Origin of the sequence: Pectobacterium atrosepticum (assembly GCF_000740965.1) — a bacterium.
Lineage (GTDB): Bacteria > Pseudomonadota > Gammaproteobacteria > Enterobacterales > Enterobacteriaceae > Pectobacterium > Pectobacterium atrosepticum.
Window position 1 is genome coordinate 1,757,236 of the sequence record NZ_CP009125.1, and the last position, 18,919, is coordinate 1,776,154.

An 18,919-nucleotide genomic window follows, 5' to 3' on the forward strand; every position below is an offset into this window, starting at 1 on the left:
AAAACAATGAAAAATATATTGAGTGCAGTCGGTGTCGGTAGCTTGTTATTAATTACAACATCCGTACTGGCGGCAGAAAAGCATCCTGATGAAGTTCGTGTGGCCTACAGCGGTGGCTCACAGGTATTAGTCTTAGCCAAAGCCGACGGTTCGCTGCAAAAAGCATTGGGTGCGCCAGTAAAGTGGGTGCAGTTTGCTTCCGGTGCTGATGCGCTGAATTATTTCGCCAGTAATGCGATAGATATCGCCAACTTTGGTTCCAGCCCGGCGACGGCCGGTATTGTCAGAAAACTGCCTGTGGAGATCGTCGGCGTATCTGGCGTGATCGCTACGTATGAACGCCTAATTGCCAAATCTGGTATCACTACGCTGAAAGATATCGAAGGTAAGCGCGTCGCCTATCCGCCAAATTCCACGGCGCAGTATGCGCTGGAGGCGGCAATCGCGGTGAATAAACTCGACCGCAGCAAGATTACCCTTATTCCGCTCCGCCCGGCTGAAATGGTGGCAGCATGGAAGCGCGGTGATATTGATGCAGGCTACGTCTGGGCACCGTTCGCGCAAGAGCTGGAAGCCTCCGCCGGACACGCGATTTTTGCGACCAAAGATCTGCAAAAAGATGGCTATCTGATTTACAACAACTATGTGGTCAGAAAGGCCTTTGCCCAGCAGTACCCAGAAACGGTGGCGCGCTTCCTGCGGGTACACCAGCAGAAAGTGGATGAGTTCCGTCAGGACCCAGAAAAAGCAGCGGCGATTGTGGCAAAAGAGGTCGGTGCGCCAGTCACGACGGCAACCAATACGCTATCAGGGCTGGAATACCCGACGCTGGAACAGCAGGCGACGGCGCAATGGTTGGGTGATGGTAACAACACAGATCGGAGCGGCATCGGTCAGGCAGTCGCGAAAACGGCGCATTTTCTGGAGAGTATCGGCGAAGTTCGCCAGCGTGATATTCCCGCGTCGTTCGCCGACTCCATTAATTCCTCTTATCTGAAGCAGGCTGCAAAAGGGAATTAACGGGTCGTGAAAAGAACGTCTTATGTGTTATTGAGCATCACGTCCGTGGCGGCGGTGCTCGCGTTGTGGCAACTGGCGGGGGCGAAGCAGTGGGTAGATCCGCTGCTGCTACCGCCGCTGTCGGATATCATTCTGACCGCTGGGGAGCTGGCGCAGGACGGCTATCGGCAGGTCCCGTTATGGGAGCATATTGCCGTCAGCGTTGCTCGGGCGCTGAGCGCCTTCAGCGTCGCCATTATTCTTGGCGTCCCGCTTGGCCTGTTGATGGGGCTATCGCCTCCGACTGCTGCCGTTTTTAATCCTTTCGTTCAGTTTCTCCGGCCGCTGCCTAAAATTGCACTTATTCCTCTGGCGGTGGTCTGGCTGGGAATCGGTGAGGCATCCAAATTCTTTCTGATCTTCATTGCGACCTTTCTCAGCGTTGTGGTCGGTGCCTGTGCCGCCGTTGAGCGTGTGGAACGTTCCCGTATCCGCGTCGCACAAACGCTCGGTGCCAGTCGCCGACAGATCTTTTTCCACGTCGTTTTGCCCGATACGCTGCCGGAGTTGTTCACCACGGTGCGGCTGGCTATCGGTATCGGCTGGACGTCCTTGATTGCGGCGGAAATGGTCGCCGCTACGTCAGGCATTGGCTGGATGGTGATGAACGCCAGCGCCTATCTGCGTACCGATATCGTTATGTTGGGCATCTTATTATTAGGCGGCATTGGCTATGCGCTCGATTTGCTGTTGGTCGGTGCTCAGCGCGTCTTCGTACCCTGGGCGGGGAAATCGTCATGACAGAACATGCTCAGCCTGATGCACCACACATTGTCGTGGAACGCGTAAGTCTCACGTTTCCGTCACAAAGTGGTCCTTTAACGGTGCTAGATGACGTTTCCCTCCAGATCGCTAAAGGTGAATTCGTCGTGCTGCTGGGTCCTTCTGGCTGCGGCAAATCAACCATTCTCAATATGATCGCCGGTTTTGAAACTGCCGATAAGGGGCGCGTGCTGTGCGGTGGTGAACCTGTGCGCCGTCCGGGACCCTCGCGCGGCATGGTATTTCAGCAGGCCAATTTATTTCCCTGGCTCACGGTGCTGGAAAACGTGACGTTTGGCCCACGAATGCAGGGTGCGAATAAAGCCCAGCTTCAGCGTGAAGCGGAAAACTATCTGGCGCTGGTCGGGCTGGAAGGATTCCAACAGCACTATCCCTGGCAGCTCTCTGGTGGAATGAAGCAGCGAGTGGCGCTGGCGCGTGCCTGGCTGCCGAACCCCGAGGTGTTGCTGATGGACGAGCCGTTTGGTGCGCTGGATGCACAAACCCGTTTGATGATGCAGGAACTGCTGCTTTCTGCCTGGCAGAAAACCGGCACCACGCTGTTATTTGTCACGCATGACGTGGACGAAGCGCTGTTTTTAGCCGACCGGGTATTGGTGATGTCCGCGCGTCCCGGTCGTATTGCGGAGGCGATCTCGCTGCCATTTGGCCGCGAAAGAGACATTGAAACTCTGGCTCAGCATCCTGACTACGCCGCATTGAAGCAGCGTATTTTACATCGCGTTCGTGAAGAAGCGCGTCGTCACCTCAATCTGTAATCCGAATTTCAGGAGAATATTATGCATCTTGCCCGATTCCCCCGTCTATCACTGGGTCATTTCCCTACGCCGTTGGAAGTGTTGCCGAACCTGTCTGCTTATCTGGGCGGGCCGACGATTTATATCAAACGTGACGATGCTACAGGCTTGGCAACTGGCGGGAATAAAACCCGCAAGCTGGAGTTCCTGTTAGCCGATGCGCAGCAGCAGGGTGCGGACGTCATCATCACACAGGGCGCGACACAGTCTAACCATGTGCGGCAAACCATTGCGGCGGCGGCAAAGCTGGGGCTGAAAACCAAAGTGCTATTGGAAAAGCGCGTAGAGGATTATGGCGAAGATTATCAGCGCTCCGGTAACGTGCTGTTGGATAACCTGCTTGGCGGTGACATTATCGATCACCTTCCTGCGGGTACAGACATGCAGCAGGCGATGGAAACACTGGCGGAATCGCTGCGTAAAGAAGGATTTAAGCCTTATGTTATCCCCGGTGGCGGTTCCAGTCCGGTAGGCGCGTTGGGCTATGTTGCCTGTGCGGAAGAGCTGTTGTTCCAGTCTAGCCAGCAGCGCTTACGCATCGATCATATTGTGCATGCGACGGGCAGCACGGGTACGCAGGCGGGATTGGTTACTGGGCTGGCGGCAACACACAGCCAGATCCCGCTGTTAGGCATCAGCGTCAGAGCGCCCAAAGCAAAGCAGGAGGAGAATGTTTACGCGTTAGCGCAGCGCACCTGGCAACTGCTGGGCATTCCGGGCGAACTGCCGCGCAGCGCCGTACGGGTGAACAGCGACTACGTTGGCAAAGGCTATGGCATTCCCACTGAAGGAACGTTAGAAGCGCTCAGGCTGTTGGCGCAGTTGGAAGGGATTTTGCTCGATCCGGTCTATTCAGGAAAAGGGATGGCGGGACTGATCGATTTAATCCGTCAGGGGCATTTTCGCGCCGATGAAAACATCGTCTTTATTCATACCGGTGGCTCAGCGGGGCTGTTTGGCTACCGCCAACTGTTCGAACAAACGGCAGCACAATGAGCACACCGCTGATTGGCGTGTTGGGTGGCATGGGGCCGCTGGCAACGGTCGATCTGTTGCATAAGATCGTTGAGGAAACGCCTGCCAGCCGCGATCAGGAGCATGTGCCGGTGATTGTCTGGAATGTACCGCAGATTCCCGATCGCCAACAGGCGCTGGCAGGAACCGGTGAATCACCGTTGCCGACGCTATTGCATGCTGTCCAGCAGCTTAATCGTTTGTCGGTTAGTCATATCGTGGTGCCGTGCAATACGGCGCACCACTGGTTTGACGCGTTGTCTGAGACAAGCCATGCGCCGTTGGTACATATTGCCGATGCCACTCTGCACGCCATCACACAACCTGTGGAGACAAAGAAAATACCGCAAAAAATCGGACTGATTGCGACCCACGGGACGCTAAACGCCGGATGGTATCAGCAGCGTTTTGCTGCGCAGTTAGGCGTTGAAACGGTGGTGCCGGACGAGCAGGAAATGACGACGCTCTTCGTGCCGGGGTGCTATGCGGTAAAACGCGGTGAACTCCAGCACGGCGGACGTTTACTGGAACAGCTTGCGGCACGGTTGGTGGAACGAGGGGCAGAACGTCTGGTGCTGGCCTGCACGGAAGTCCCCCCTGCGCTGGAGGCGGTGTCGTCACGCTGGAGAGATATCAGCATCGATCCAACACGAGCATTGGCACAAGCCTGTGTTCGCATCTGGCAACAGAGATAAAAAAACGCATAGTGCGTTTTTCAACGTCGCGTGCGACGGCCCGTGAGGGTGGCGTGCCGGAGGGCACGCCATAAAAAAGCCGTCCATTGCTGGACGGCTTTTAGGTACAGAGAACTGAATTACAGGAAGCCGTACATCGCGGCGAACACCCAACCAAATACACAAGAGGTGCTGACACCGATCAAGCCAGGAAAAATGAAGCTGTGGTTGATAACGAAACGGCCGATTTTGGTGGTGCCGGAGCGGTCGAACTGGATAGCAGCCAGATCGCTTGGGTAGGTCGGCAGAATGTAGTAACCATAGCAGGCTGGTGCAGATGCCACGATATACGCGGGATCCACGCCGATGGCTAGCGCAACAGGGACAATTGCCGCCAGCGCTGCCGCCTGCGAGTTAACGAACTTGGACACGATCAGCAGGATAATAGCGTAAGCCCAAGGATAAACTTTCACCAGCGACCCTAGCGTGGCTTTGATCTCTTCCAGATGCGCGCCGAACATGGTTTCCGCCATCCAGGCGATACCGTATACCGCGACGATGGCAATCATCCCTGAACGGAACACTTCATTCTTCGAGATCGATGACGGATTGGTTTTGGTCGCAATAATGATGATGGCGCCAGAAAGCAGCATGAACATCTGAATAACCAGAACCATCGACAGCGGCTTCCCGGCAAAGACCGGACGCAATTCTTCAACAGCACCCAGAACGGCTACCGCAGCGATCGTTGCCAAAAAGATCCACATGGCGACCCAGTTGCTGCGTGGCAGTTTTCTGTCCAGCAGCGTAGCGGTATCGCCATACACATACTGTTTGTTTTCTGGATCGGCGATGAATTTCTGGAAATCGGGATCCTTGTCCAGATCCTTACCGCGGAACCAGCTGAAAATCCCTATCGCCAGAATACCCAGCAGGGTAGAAGGGATGGTAATAGACAGCAGGTCGAGGAACCCCAGATGCTTACCCTGGAAGGTGAAATTAGCCAGCATGGCAACCAGCGAGACAACCGCAACGGAAACCGGGCTGGCAATAATCCCCATCTGTGCGCCGATTGAACTGGCAGCCATTGGCCTTTCAGGACGGATATTATTCTTGATGGCGACATCATAAATAATCGGCAGGATGGTATACACCACGTGGCCTGTACCGCACAGAATAGTCAGAATACAGGTAACAAACGGCGCGATAATCGAAACGTATTTCGGGTTACGTCGCAGCATACGCTCTGCGAGTTGTAGCATGACATCCAGCCCGCCCGATGCCTGAAGCGTTGCCGATGCGGCCACCACGGCGATGATAACCAGCATGACGTCAACGGGTGGTTTACCCGGTTGCAGTTTAAAGATAAAGACCAGAATAACGAGTCCGACCCCGCCTAATAAACCCAGCGCGATCCCGCCTTTTCTTGCCCCGTAAAAAAGGCAGATAAGGACAATGACTAATTGAATGATGAAATCCATAGTAGCCCCATTGAATTGCTCAATATACTCGCCACAATTTCAAGTTGTATGTACGTTGGCAACGTTCAGTCACCCGAGTCACTTACTTGAGTAAGCTCATCGAGATTCCTTCTCTTGCCGCCTTCCTGAAACTTGAATTATTTAGAGTAGTTAATGAACTGATTAGTTAGAATTAAAATAAGTTGGTTTTTACTGCGGGTACTATATGGACGGGTTGTTATTTGTTTTCTTGATCTAAATCTATTAATTTTTATCTTTGTCCTATTTCATGAAAATAAAAGATCTCGCTCGCAATAATTATGTCTTTCTGGTTTCTTTAGTTTTTTAAGTGTAATTTTAATTTATTAATTATTGCGGTGAGCGTTCGTTGGCGCGGTTGTTAATGATCGGTGGGGTGTTTTTAATAGTGATTAAATTCCTGTTCTTATTTTGTTGTGGTTTGTGTTGTTTTATTTTTTATTTTCGTTAACGATCACCACAAAAAATCATACCTTAATGCCAATCGATCTACCTCTAATGGAGTATTTACTCATATTTCGTTGTTTTTAAATGATTAGTTTAAAAATGATAAAATGAATCCCTTTTTGGTAATGAAGTCAACGCCAGACCATCGTGGGATTGTCGAAAAATAAAAATAACTGCTCCGTCACCGCTATTCACCTCAGAAATATAGCTAACTTGTTCTCTGCTATGTTTGCATTAGATGCGAAGGGGAACGCTCTTTATAGTGTGATTAGTTATTAATATAAAATTTCTATAATTTTTTTAGAATATCTGGATGCAAACTATTTTCATTTAAAAGAGGAATGTGGCCGAATATCGGCACGTCAGCGACCCTATTTTTTTTCAAACGGCACCCTTTCTGCTGTTAGATATGCACAAAATAGGTCGCTAACTGACGCAGCGTCTGCTCATCCAACGTGCCAGCGTAGTAACGCAACTGTAGCCAAGCCGTCAGCCAAGTATAGCGTGCCTCGGTCAGGTCGCGTCGTGCGCCATAAAGCTGCTGTTCGGCATTCAGCACATCAAGGTTCACACGCTCCCCACCCTGAACGCTCTTCTGGGTCGCAGTGACCAACGCCAGCGCCGATTTTTCCGCCAGTTCATAGGCGCGAATTTTCGCCTGACTGCTGGTGACCAAATTAAACTGGCGACGCAATTCCGTCTGAATGGTTGCCGTTTGCTCATCTTTTTCCCGCGCGGTTTGCTGATAGCGCTCCTTCGCCTGACGCGTCGCCGCAGAAACGCCGCCGCCAGCAAAAATCGGTACGCTGACACGGATGCCAATCGATCGCGTATCGTATTTTTGGTTGTAGCTGTTTTCGGTATCGGACTGGGTGTTGCGGGTGCTGGCGACCAGCGTGACCTGCGGCAGGTGACCCGCTCGGTTACGCTCAATGCCGTATTTCGCCACGGCAAGTGATTGGTTCAGCGCCAGTAGCTGAGCGTTGTGACGTAACGCCAGCGAGTGCCAGTGCTGATAGCCCGCAGGCTGAAGCGGTAGCGGTGTGAAGTGTGAGGTTAACGCCGCAAGCTGCTCCACGCCAACTGGCATCCCCAGCAGCGTTTCCAGTTCACGCAGGCTGATATCCAGATTGTCCTGCGCTTCGATGAGCTGCGCCTCTGTCAGATTGACCCGCGCCTCGGTTTCCAGCATATCTGTACGGGTGCCTTCTCCCTGCTGGAAGAGACGTTGATTCAACTGATACTGCTCGCGATAAGCACGTTGTTGTGCCTGAACCAGCGTAATCTGCTCACGGCTAAACAGCACGTTGGTGTAGGCCTGAAACAGACGTACCAGTAACTGCTGGCTAGCATCGCGCAGTTGTTCGTCCGCCAGCACCGCACTGGCTTCACCTTGCTGATAGCGCGACCACGCCGCGTAGTCGATCAGTGGTTGTTGCAGGGAAAAGCTGGAAGCGCGGCTGGTGTAATCCCGCTCCGACTGTTGGCCGCCTGCGGTGACCGTGGAATCGTTGCGAGACTGATTGTAGTCATAGGTGACTTTCGGCAACAGTCCGGCACGCCCGATGTTCTTCTCTTCGCTGTCGGCGTTGCGTGCATGCACGGCAGCCTGAAAAGCCGGATCGTGTGTCAGCGCATGCTGCCAGGCTTCCATTAACCCCAGAGCCTGACTCGGTGCGCTGTAGATCAGCGCGAGGAAGAAGGGAGCGGCATAAACGAGTACGGCACAGCAGGAGCGGATCGCCGCGCGGTAAATAGATGAAAGGCGCAGCATGATTACTCCTCGGTCAGCGCCAGATGCAGGCGATCGGAAAGTGGTTTGAACAGGTAGTTGAGCAGGGAACGCTCGCCAGTGCGAATAAAGGCTTCCACTGGCATACCGGGGCGAACATCTAGTCCGGCGAGCTGCTGCTTACCTTGTTCATCGACGTGAATACGCAAGGCGTAATACGGTTTTCCTGTCTGTTGCTCGACTAATTGGTCGGCACCGATGAGCGCGACAACGCCGGAAATACGCGGTGTGGTACTTTGATTGAAAGCGGAAAACAGCAGCTCGACCGGCAGCCCGTTATTGACTCTGTCCACCAGCTCGATAGGCAGTTGTGCGTCAATTAATAACGGTTGCCCATCGGGAACGATCTCCATCAGCATCTGCCCGCTATTCACCACGCCGCCTTCGGTATGCAGCGCCAGCCCGACGACCGTGCCGCTGGCGGGGGCGCGAATGTGCGTGTGCTGAAGCTCATACTCCGCGGTTTTCAGCCGCTGGGTGAGATCCTGAATGGAACGCTGGGTATCAGCGAGCTGGGCGCGTACGTCTTTTTGATATTCGTTCTGACTTTGCTGGATCCTTTGTTCCAACTCGACGACCTGCTGCTGGAGTTGCACCTGATTATTGCGTTCCTGCGCAATCGCGCCTGCCAACTGAGCGGCCTGTCGCTCGACGTCCAGCAGGCGATTACGGGCGATATAGCCTTCTTGCGCCAATGGACGCAGCCCGCGTAGCTGTTCATTGACGATCTGGAACTGCGTTTGACTGCTGGCAAGCAACGCCTGTGAACCCTGCGACTGGGCTTTTGCCCCGATTATTGCAGCCTGCATGGCGGCGCGTTCCTGTTGCAGCGCCGCGCGACGACTGATGAAAAGCTGCTGTTGGGCGATCTGAATTTGCTGTGTGACGGTGCTGTATGGCTCTATGGCGGCAGGGAAGAGGATTGTGCTCAGATCGTCGCGTTCCGCCAGCAGGCGCGCTTCGCCTGCGTGTGCTTCCTGCAACTGCGTGGCTAAATTATCGCGCTGTGCCTGAGCGGGAATTTGATCCAGCGTGGCAAGAATTTGCCCAGCCTGCACACGGTCGCCATCTCGCACGGTAAGCGAGGCGATGCGTCCGCTACTGACGGGCTGCACTGCTTTGCGGTTATCCGCGACGACGACGCGACCGGACACAGCGACGCCTTTATCCAACGGTGCCATGCCTGCCCAAAGTAGCAGGCCACCAAAACCAACCAGAACCAGCCAGAGCCCATGTTTCAGATAGCGTCCGGCATCGGTATGTAACGGCATCGCTGCGACATTATCCTCCACCGGATGCTGTGGGGCTGTCGGCTGTGATGTGACTTCGCGTAACGCGGACATGGTTATCCTCTTCTTTCCGTGATGCTTTCCTGACGACAGGCGTTGGTGACCAATGCGCTAAGCCTCATTTATCTGGTGTGGCATGGCGAGGCGTCGGCGCGCTGTACACCATGCTGAGACCCGTTGAGCCGGGCTCCTTTGGGCTAAAGGCATTCGCGGCGTCGGCTGTTTTAACCGGTGCGGGTTTGGCGCTGACGGGTTTAGTCATCGGTTTGGTCATAGACGCATTGGCGGGCTTGGCACGCTGGAGTTCTTTCAGCACCTGCTCTGTTGCGCCGAAATACTGGATCTGCCCAGCGCGCAGGACTAACAGCTTATTGGCGCAGGACAGTAGGGCGGGTTTATGCGTGATCAGTACCTGCGTGCTTTTGGCCTCCTGCTGCGCGGCAATCGCGGCTAATAAGGCTTTCTCGCCGTCGTCATCCAGACTGGCATTCGGTTCATCCATCACGATTAGGCGTGGCTGGTTGTAAATGGTTCTGGCAAGGGCGACGCGCTGTTTCTGTCCGCCGGACAGCCCGGCACCACCTTCGCCCAAAAGTGTATCGTAGCCCTGCGGCAGCCGTAGAATCATCTCGTGAACGCCTGCCGTGATGGCTGCGGCGACGATTTTCTCGGGATCCGGTTGAGTGAAGCGCGCGATATTTTCGGCAATCGTTCCGCTGAAAAGCTGCACATCTTGCGGCAGATAGCCGACAAAACGGCCTACGTCACCTTTGTCCCACTGGTGCATGTCGGCACCGTCCAGCCTGACTTTGCCGCCGAGTGCAGGCATGGCAGCAACCAGCAAGCGGGCGAGGGTGGATTTACCTGAACCTGACGGGCCTAAGATGCCGAGTACATCGCCGGGAGCCAGTTCAAATGTGATATTGGCGAGGATGGGAGTGCGGGTGTTGGGCGCGTTGGCGCTGAGCTGTTCCACCTGAAGTTTACCCTCTGGTGCGGGCAGTGCCATGCCAGCAGGTCGCGCGGGGTGATTATCGAGCAAGATATTGACACGCTGCCAGGCGAGACGCGCCTGCATCCACTGTTTCCAGACGCCAATGATCTGATCGATCGGGCTGAGTACGCGTCCCACTAGAATGGAACCCGCAATCATCATTCCGGGTGTGATATCGCCGTTGACGGCCAGTAGTGCGCCCAAACCTAGCATTAGCGACTGAAGCGCCAGCCGGGTACTCTTCGTCAGCGAGGTAATGTTGGCGCTCTTTTCGCTGGCAACATTCTGATAATAGAGAAACGCTTTATGCTGTGTCAGCCAGCGCTCGCGCATGGCAGGTAGCATTCCCATCGCTTCGATAGCGTCGGCGTTGCGCAGGTTGGCATTGGCTTGATGAGTCGCCTGAACGGTGTTTTGTGCGGCTAATGCCAACGGTTCGCGCGTCAGTTTTTGATTCAGCCAGGCGAGTACAATCAGCACGATAGCCCCCGCCAGCGCCATGACGCCCAGCCAGGGATGCAGTAAGAAGATCACTAAGAGATAAACGGGAAACCACGGCGCATCAAAGAAAGCGAACAGCGCGTTCCCAGTGGCGAACTGACGCAGGGCAGTAAGATCGTTTAAGGCTTGTCCGGCACCTGCCGTTCCGTTCTTGAGGTTGCTTTCAAATGCCGCATTGTAGACACGCTGATTCAAACGCATATCCATCTGCGTACCGAGGCGGATTACCACGGCGCTGCGTATCCATTCTAATAATCCCATCAATAAAAACAGCACTAGCATAATGATCGTCAGCATCGCCAGCGTCATAGTGCTGCTGGACGGCAGTACGCGGTCATAGACCTGGAGCATATAAATAGCTGGTGCCAGCATCAGCAGGTTGATGACGGCGCTGAACAGGCCAATTCCCCAGAACCCCTGGCGATAGGCGGCCAGCGCGGCAATAATCTCCCTGCCTGATGAAGCTGGATGGGGTACGGACATGGGATGTTCCTTCTTCAATAAAATCGCCATCGTTCTCATTGTGGGGTGCCCACAACGTGGAAGAGGGAGGAAGTGGTTAGCCGTACCGCTATTGACGCGGCTTCCCAACGGTTATTACACTTAATAGACCGCCGCGGTGCCGTACCCGTCAGACTTTAAGCTGCTTCCCTGCAACTCGAATTATCTGGGGTATATACTCTCTCCGTACCGCGACGGTGTTCACTCAAACGGCTAAAAGCGTCATCTTTTAGCCGTTTTCTTATGCCGCCAGCAGATCGGCCGTTTCGGCGACGCCGACAACGTCAACCACGGTATCGGCAGAGAGTGCCGCATCAGAGGTTGCTGTCGCGAAGCTCAAGCTATCCAGGCTGGCGTTAATATCGATACCGGCATTCGTCAGTGCATCTAGCAGCGGCTGAACCTGACCACCCATCAAGCCGTAAATCACGTCATGAACCACACCGCGATCGCTAACGGTCAGGTTGGCCACATCGGTGGAGAGATCCAGACCGCTGAAGGTGACTTCCGGTTCGACAAGAGAATACGTGGTGCCCGCTGTGGTGCCACCTTGCAGAACATTACCGAATGACAGGCTGTCCAGATCGCCGTACAGCGTATGAGCGGGAGGGGAGAAGAGGCTATAGGTCAGATCGCCTCCTGCAATGAGCGCGGAGAAATCGTTCTGCGTACTCGTGATCGCATATTGAGAACCGTCTATAAAGGTATCGCCGCCGTAAAAGCCCCCAGTGTTATTGCCACCGACTTGTGTATTACCCGTGGTATGGTTAACGTCACCAAACGCTGCTGACCATTCAGTCAGGTAGTTGGCAATGCTGTAATTGGCATAGTAGGCATCGTAGGTAATTGCAAAACTCATAATAGATTCCTCATTAACTAACGATCGACAGGCACGGTCATCCGTGTCTGTTGTGAAAGAGGATGAGCCATCCCATCCCCTTTGTTTTCCTGTCTCCCGCGTTGGGAAACAGAGAAATCAGAATCGGTATTCCACACCAGCCTGCACCGTTCTGCCTCGGCTTGGCGTGTAACCCAGTGATTCGCCATAGCTCACGATGTAAGTACGGTTAGCAATATTCTCGACGGAACCGCGCAGCGTCAGGCTGTCGGTCAGGCGATAGCTAGCGTAAAGATCGTAAACTTCATATTTGGGCCAATCGGCTAAATAGGCGGAATTGCTCGGTGCGGCGGTATCCTGATAGCCGGGAGCAAAACGCATCGTGACGCCCATATCCAGTTTGCGATCGAAGACGCGTGTCCCCAGCGTGACGGAACCGCGGTCACCGGGTAGATAGGCGGCGTTGCTGAATAACAGCGTTTTCTGGCAAGAAGAATCGCTGGCGGTGGTATCGACCGGCGTGGAGTAATAGTTACCTCTGGAGCCACCAACGTTTGTGACGCCGCCCATCCAGGCCACTGGCGCACAGAAATCGTTATTGCCGATCATGTGGGTGTAGGTGGCATCGACATATAAAAAGCCCGCGTCGTAATTAAGCTGGTATTCCATGCCGCGGAAACGACTTTTCGCCAGATTGTTCTGGAACACGGAATTGCTGAGGGAATAGCCGTTGTAGCCCGGTTTATTGCGCGCGCCGTTCAGGCTGATGTAGTTGTTTATCCGCGTGTCGAAGTAGGACACCTTGGTGACCAGCCTGTCGCCATCAATGAACAATTCGGGTTTCTGAATATTGAACCCGACCTCCCAGGCGCGTGAGCGCTCCGGCTTGAGGTTGGGATTCGGATACAGGTAATAGTTGCCCGCGCTGTAGGTGCCGTTGGCGAAGGTTTCACTGACGGAAGGTGGCCGCCAGGACAGGCCGTAGCTGGTGAACAGCTGTAGCCATTCAATGCCAGGGCGGACGCCAGCAAACAGCGTGGGGGAAAGTTTGCCGTGCTCGTCATCGACATTCCAATCCTGCGTAGTAGTCACGAACGATGGACAGCGCGCGATCGATCCTTCCTTACAGGGATCCGCGATGGTATAGGGAATTTCCCGATAGCTGATGCTGGTGGTGCCGCGTAACTGGTAGCGATCGTAACGCAGACCACCTTGCAGCGTCACCCACTCGTCGTAGGCGTAATTCAGGTTAGCGAACAGGCTGGCCATCGCACGGTTCCCTTCTGGGGTCGCGTTACTTGCTGTGCTGTTGGTGCTGTCCGTGGTGATTTTGTCGTAATAGAAGTCCAACCCATAATCGGCTTTCAGATCGTGCGCGCCCTGTTGCCACAGCGTCGACGTGTTTTGCGCCTGCGCGCCGTAGGTGCGTAATCGCGTGCTTTCGTGATACGCGCTCGTATTGGAGAGGGCGTAATTATCGGTGTCGTTATTGGTATCGGCGTAATAAATCTTGGCCTTAAAATCCAGCCAGCGCTGGTTATCCGGCTTCAAGCTGTAATCCAGTGCGGTACTGCGTGCCATAATGTCGCTGTGTCCGCTGGCTCGCCAGCCCAGTTCGGTATTGGAGAGGTTGGACAACGTCCCTGCATTTTCGGAAGACGTTTGCGTTTGCATATAGCTGAGCTGGACGCGCTGGTTGGCGGGCAGATTCCAGCCGACTTTCGCCAGCCGTGAGCGCATGGTGTAGGCTGCATTGCTCACTTTCTGATGCTTTAAGTTATTCGCCCACGTTTCGTAATTGCTTGAACTGCCCGGGATACGAATACTCCCGAGGTTGCCGTCATTACCCGGCCAGTAGTCGCCCAAATGGCGTTCGCTGGCACCGAGCAGAATATCGCCGCTCTCGTTGCCTAGTGCGAGAATGCCGCTACCGATAAAATGCGTTCCGTTGTCGCCCGTGCTGGCGTGTAGTTTTCCGCCCAGCTCTTTACCCGGAGCCAGAAAATCGCGAGCACTGGCCGTATTAAACGTGGCGACGCCGCCCAGCGTGCCCGCGCTGCCCATCACGTTTGTTGCACCTTTTTCAATGGTCGCGCCGGAGAGCAGTTCCGAGTCGATATACATCTGTCCGTTACGCTGGCCGTAACCCGTTTTTTGGAAATTCTGCCGCACGCCGTCGATATTCATATTCACGCGACCAAAATCCTGTATCCCGCGAATGTTCACCGACAGCGCAGGATCCTGCTGGCTGACGCTGGAGTAAACGCCAGCGGATTGTTCCAGCATATCGGCGGCGTGGCGGGCAGGGCGGTTATCCATCTGCTCGCGTGATATGACGCTGATGGCACGCGGTTGTTCGTAGATCCAGTCACCCGGATTGGCGACGGTAAAGGCGCGAACTGTCATCACATCGTCTATTTTTGCCGTATCGACGTGAGTTGAACGAGGGCGCAGAGTAATCACGCCATTGCTGCCGATCTGAAAATCAACTGGGTTGGCACCGATCATCTGGCGCAGTCCTTGCTCGGGTGTGAAACGTCCTTGAAGCCCGGCGGCCTGCATATCTTCCAGTTTTACGTCAGCAAAAAAGACCTGTAACCCAGCCTGTTCGGCGAAGCGCAGTAGCGCGCTGCTCAGTGGCTGCGCGCTGATGGAAAAGGCGACGCTCTGACGAGTGGCTTCCTGAACGTTGGTGGCCTGTGTCTCCGCTTGCGCATAGTGGAGCGAACCCGACAGCGAAAGTGCGATGCTGACGGCAAGGGAAAGTGGATTAAGCTGTAACAAACGGCTGTCTTGCTGTTGTGTTTTTTTAAACATTTTTCGCCTGGTCTGTCATCCGTTAAATCATCAATAAGCATTAATAACAAAGGGATAATTACCCTTTTTTTCTTAATGAAAATGATAATAAAAATCATTACCTAAATATGAAGACGGCTGAGATGACAGAACCCGTAAAAAAATATTTAAATTTTTTTCTCCGCTGAGTTGCGACTTTGTGAACGTAAAGGGTTTTTTCGGGTGATTGCCACTCCCGAGCGGCATGGCAGGAGTGGGGAATACAGGCAGGAGAAGGGGATCAGTACAGAATCGTGATGCCGGGGAGTGAAACCGTTTTGGCACCCAGTTCGGCAGCCATGGTTTGCAGCGCGCCATCTAGCTCGTTCAGCGAAAACATGCCGCTAACCTGACGCTGGCGCAGCGCAGAGCTGGAGATAACGATGGTGCCAGAGCGATACTGATTGATCCGGGCGATCACGATAGCTAGCGGTTGTTGATCAAATATCAGTAGGCCGCGCCGCCAGTCGCCGCGCTCGCGACTATTCCAGCCGGGGAGGCGAGTCATGCCTTGTTCCGTATAGCGTGCCGCCTGTTGTTCATCAAGCCGCAGTGCTTGCCCGTTTGCCGTTACCTGAACGCTGTGTTCCACCACGCCGACGGTCGTTGTCTGTGATGAATTCTGCACCATAAACTGTGTGCCCAACGCCTGTGTGGTGCCAGATGCAGCATCAACCAGAAAAGGGCGTTTTTCCTGTGCATTCGTCGGTGCGACAGTGAACCAGGCCGAACCTTGCAGCAGCGTAACTCGCCGTTCTTGCGGTGTGTAGGCGAGAGCAATGGCGCTGCCTGCATCTATATCGACTTCACTGCCGTCCGGTAGCGTGACGTGTTTGACCTGATGATCTGCACGATAATCTGAGCGCAGTATGATGATGCCGTCGGAAATCCACGTCGTGCCGAGACTGAAACCCAGTAGTAATAGGGCCGCGATTTTCCACTGCGTCACGCGATTGACGCGTCTGACAGGCAATATTGCTAACGGCTGTGGTTGCAGGCCCTGACTTTGTAGAGCTTGTTTTTGCTCGGCGCTGAGCGACCCGAGCCCATGCCAGAGCATCCCAGCCTGTTCCAATGCGTGGCGATGGCGCGGGTCCTGTGCCAGCCAGCGCTGGAATGTCAGTTCCTGTTCATCGTCCAGCGGCGCTTCGGCCAAACGTATGGCCCATCGCGCTGCCTGCTGATGGATGTCAGGGGGATAATCGTTCATGTTGTAGGCCTGGAGTATGTAGGGTCTCTAAATAAGTAGACGTCTGACGGCAATAAACCCGTAAATAATTTGTGATTATTTCATGTTGGGCGATTTTCTTCACGAGGCGCGGATCGTCATCATGGCGTGCAGAGTCATGGCAAGATGCTTCTCGACGGTGCTGAGGGAAATAGCCAACTGCTGAGCAATTTGCGCCTGCGTCATGTGTTCAAACCGGTGCAGATGAAATATCTGCTGCGTACGTTCAGGCAATGTTGCCAGTACGTTTGCCAGATGCTCCAGTTCCTGTTGGGCGATCGCCGCCTGATCGATCTGGGGAGCCGCATCCGGCAGATATTCCAGCGTCGCATCCACGTCGTCAACCGACGTCGCCATCTGCCAGCGCTGCTGGTGGCGGATGTGGTCGAGCAGCAAATTATTGGCTGTTTTATAGAGATACGCTTTCTTGTCGTCTACATCATCTTGCTGTTCCAGCCGTTGCGCCAACCGTAAAAAACTCTCTTGCATCAGGTCTGCCGCTGCCTGAGGGTCGCGCAGTTTATGATTGAGATAGCGTTCTAACCGCTCTGCATAGTGGTTGAACAGCATTCTGAGTTCAGACTCTGACATGCCAACGTCCCGTCAGGTGACCTTCCCGCCGCCTCTGCGGCAAATTTAGGGCATAAATGTGATGTAATTGATAATTATTATCACATATGAAGAATGGGAAAGCAGAGTTAAATCTTCTTCAGATTGGCGGATTTTTGCCGTCGACTACACTTATCTTTGTTGACGTATTATTTGATTGAGAGGAATGACGATGACGACGAAAGACGATCCCAAAGAGGTAACGGTCAGCGAAGGGCTGGCAAAGGTACATGAGGCGTCAGATCAACTGACGGAAGAAGAGATCGACGCGCTGGCGGAGGAAGCCAGACAGGCCGCGACGCAGACGAAGAAAGCGTCGGGTAATACGCCCTGAACTGAGGCTGCTTGTGGCAGAACTGATTGACTGTCAAACATAAAGTGGCAGGTTTTTTGCACAGACATTTTGCAGATAGTGATGAAAAACACGATCGTTTTCTCTCTGTAAGGAAAATGTATGCATGACAAATTACTGATAGAAGGCAAGCTGGTTGCGGGAAACGGCGAGGCGTTGGCGGTATTCAACCCCGCGACGGGAGAGCAAATTGCCGCCATTCCGCAGGCCGATTTGCACCAGATTGATGCAGCCGTTCTGGCTGCGGAGTCCGCTTTTGCACATTGGGGACAGACCACACCGAAAACGCGCGCGACGCTGCTGCTAAGCATTGCCGATGCCATCGAAGAAAATGCTGAGACGTTCGCCGAGCTGGAATCACTGAACTGCGGTAAGCCCTATCATGCGGTGCTGAATGATGAAGTGCCTGCGGTGGCGGATGTCTTTCGCTTTTTTGCCGGGGCGGCGCGCTGCCTGAGTGGTTCGGCGGCAGGAGAATATCTGGAAGGGCACACGTCCATGATTCGGCGCGATCCGGTTGGCGTCGTGGCGTCCATCGCTCCGTGGAATTATCCGCTGATGATGGCGTCGTGGAAGCTGGCACCCGCGTTGGCGGCAGGAAACTGCGTGGTGCTGAAACCGGCGGAGCAAACCCCGCTGACGACATTCTATCTGGCGCACCTGCTGGCGGACATACTCCCCGCTGGCGTGGTCAATATCGTGTTCGGGCGCGGTGCAGACATCGGTGATGCGCTGACGGGACATGAGAAAGTGAACATGGTGTCGCTGACCGGTTCTATTGCGACTGGCGCGCATATCCTTGCGCATATCGCCGCGAGCGTAAAACGGACGCATATGGAGCTGGGCGGCAAAGCGCCGGTGATTGTGTTCGACGATGCCGATATCGATCAGGTGGTTGATGGGATTCGCAGCTTCGGTTTCTACAACGCGGGGCAAGACTGTACCGCCGCCTGTCGGCTGTATGTACAGCGTGCCGTCTACGATGAAGTCGTGGAGGCATTAGGAAAAGCGGTAGCGACGCTGAAAATTGGCGATCCACGCGATGAAACGACCGAGCTGGGGCCGTTGATTACCGAACCGCAGCTTGAACGCGTGATGGGTTTTGTCGAACGTGCCAAAGCGCTGCCGCATATCACGGTCGTGACTGGTGGCGAGCGGGTGAAAGGGACGGGATTCTATTTCCAGCCTACGGTGCTGGCGGGGGCGAAACAGGACGATGAAATCGTCCAAAAAGAGGTGTTTGGCCCGGTGATATCCATCACGCCGTTCGACGATGAAGCGCAGGTGATTGGCTGGGCGAATGCCTCGAATTACGGGCTGGCGTCGTCGGTTTGGACGCGCGATATCGGGCGAGCACACCGCTTGGCCGCGTGCCTTCAATATGGCTGTACCTGGGTGAATACCCACTTCATGTTAGTCAGCGAAATGCCACACGGCGGACAGAAGCTGTCCGGCTACGGCAAGGATATGTCGATGTACGGACTAGAGGATTACACCATCGTGCGTCATATCATGATCCGGCACTGAGGTTATTCACTCTGCTACAGGAATCCTGTTTGTCCTTAGAGATAAGTTGAGTAATGAGATAGCGCATTTGTCCAACCTTGGCGCGCCCCAAAAGAGGGCGCGCTGAGCAAAAGCAGGGCAGCGCAAGATACGGTAATTCCCTTCATACTGACATTCACTCTGTCATTCGGTTATTAATTT

The 18,919-nt window shown here is 54.3% G+C and carries 15 protein-coding genes; 7 read left to right on the forward strand and 8 right to left on the reverse strand.

Features of this window, described 5'->3' with window-relative positions; genetic code table 11:
* The first annotated feature begins 6 nt into the window (after nucleotides 1-6).
* Genes GZ59_RS07550 through cuyB form a run of 5 tightly spaced genes read left to right on the forward strand, consistent with a single transcriptional unit; the run spans nucleotide 7 to nucleotide 4,348 of the window.
* A complete protein-coding gene (locus GZ59_RS07550; RefSeq protein WP_039291014.1) occupies nucleotides 7-1,020 on the forward strand; it encodes a taurine ABC transporter substrate-binding protein in 1,014 nt (337 codons plus the stop codon).
* A gap of 6 nt (nucleotides 1,021-1,026) precedes the next feature.
* Nucleotides 1,027-1,800, forward strand: coding sequence for an ABC transporter permease (locus tag GZ59_RS07555; protein WP_039291016.1), 774 nt, complete (start codon nucleotides 1,027-1,029; stop codon nucleotides 1,798-1,800).
* Nucleotides 1,797-2,600, forward strand: a complete 804-nt coding sequence (locus tag GZ59_RS07560; protein WP_039291018.1) for an ABC transporter ATP-binding protein — start codon at nucleotides 1,797-1,799, stop codon at nucleotides 2,598-2,600. Before GZ59_RS07555 ends, GZ59_RS07560 begins: the two co-directional genes overlap by 4 nt.
* Nucleotides 2,601-2,621: 21 nt before the next feature.
* The gene (cuyA, locus tag GZ59_RS07565) at nucleotides 2,622-3,635 is read left to right on the forward strand and encodes a D-cysteate sulfo-lyase (protein ID WP_011093111.1); all 1,014 of its coding nucleotides are present in this window, start codon (nucleotides 2,622-2,624) and stop codon (nucleotides 3,633-3,635) included.
* The gene (gene cuyB, locus GZ59_RS07570; RefSeq protein WP_011093112.1) at nucleotides 3,632-4,348 is read left to right on the forward strand and encodes a cysteate racemase; all 717 of its coding nucleotides are present in this window, start codon (nucleotides 3,632-3,634) and stop codon (nucleotides 4,346-4,348) included. The genes cuyA and cuyB overlap by 4 nt, the downstream gene beginning before the upstream one ends.
* A 119-nt stretch (nucleotides 4,349-4,467) precedes the next feature.
* Here cuyB and GZ59_RS07575 read toward each other — a convergent pair whose 3' ends face one another.
* From GZ59_RS07575 to GZ59_RS07610, 8 genes are all read right to left on the reverse strand, one after another.
* Nucleotides 4,468-5,808: an anaerobic C4-dicarboxylate transporter gene (locus tag GZ59_RS07575; protein ID WP_011093113.1), complete on the reverse strand. Its 1,341-nt coding sequence runs from the start codon at nucleotides 5,806-5,808 to the stop codon at nucleotides 4,468-4,470.
* A gap of 868 nt (nucleotides 5,809-6,676) precedes the next feature.
* Entirely contained in the window at nucleotides 6,677-8,047 is a 1,371-nt protein-coding gene (locus GZ59_RS07580) for a TolC family outer membrane protein (protein WP_011093114.1), read from the reverse strand.
* Nucleotides 8,048-8,049: 2 nt separating this feature from the next.
* Nucleotides 8,050-9,408, reverse strand: coding sequence for an HlyD family type I secretion periplasmic adaptor subunit (locus GZ59_RS07585; protein WP_011093115.1), 1,359 nt, complete (start codon nucleotides 9,406-9,408; stop codon nucleotides 8,050-8,052).
* A gap of 64 nt (nucleotides 9,409-9,472) precedes the next feature.
* A complete protein-coding gene (locus GZ59_RS07590) occupies nucleotides 9,473-11,332 on the reverse strand; it encodes a type I secretion system permease/ATPase (RefSeq protein ID WP_011093116.1) in 1,860 nt (619 codons plus the stop codon).
* A gap of 259 nt (nucleotides 11,333-11,591) precedes the next feature.
* On the reverse strand, nucleotides 11,592-12,209 hold the full coding sequence (locus tag GZ59_RS07595; RefSeq protein WP_011093117.1) for a heme acquisition protein HasA: 618 nt from the start codon (nucleotides 12,207-12,209) through the stop codon (nucleotides 11,592-11,594).
* Nucleotides 12,210-12,326: 117 nt separating this feature from the next.
* On the reverse strand, nucleotides 12,327-15,005 hold the full coding sequence (locus GZ59_RS07600; protein WP_011093118.1) for a TonB-dependent receptor: 2,679 nt from the start codon (nucleotides 15,003-15,005) through the stop codon (nucleotides 12,327-12,329).
* Between the two features lie 259 nt (nucleotides 15,006-15,264).
* Entirely contained in the window at nucleotides 15,265-16,233 is a 969-nt protein-coding gene (locus GZ59_RS07605; protein WP_011093119.1) for a FecR family protein, read from the reverse strand.
* Between the two features lie 99 nt (nucleotides 16,234-16,332).
* Complete coding sequence (locus GZ59_RS07610; protein ID WP_011093120.1) at nucleotides 16,333-16,842, reverse strand: RNA polymerase sigma factor; 510 nt, start codon at nucleotides 16,840-16,842, stop codon at nucleotides 16,333-16,335.
* Nucleotides 16,843-17,032: 190 nt separating this feature from the next.
* Here GZ59_RS07610 and GZ59_RS23710 point away from each other — a divergent pair, with 190 nt between their 5' ends.
* Together GZ59_RS23710 and patD are read left to right on the forward strand one after the other, a co-directional pair.
* Entirely contained in the window at nucleotides 17,033-17,194 is a 162-nt protein-coding gene (locus GZ59_RS23710) for a hypothetical protein (RefSeq protein ID WP_011093121.1), read from the forward strand.
* Nucleotides 17,195-17,314: 120 nt separating this feature from the next.
* The gene (gene patD / locus GZ59_RS07615) at nucleotides 17,315-18,739 is read left to right on the forward strand and encodes an aminobutyraldehyde dehydrogenase (RefSeq protein WP_039291021.1); all 1,425 of its coding nucleotides are present in this window, start codon (nucleotides 17,315-17,317) and stop codon (nucleotides 18,737-18,739) included.
* Nucleotides 18,740-18,919: the final 180 nt, after the last annotated feature.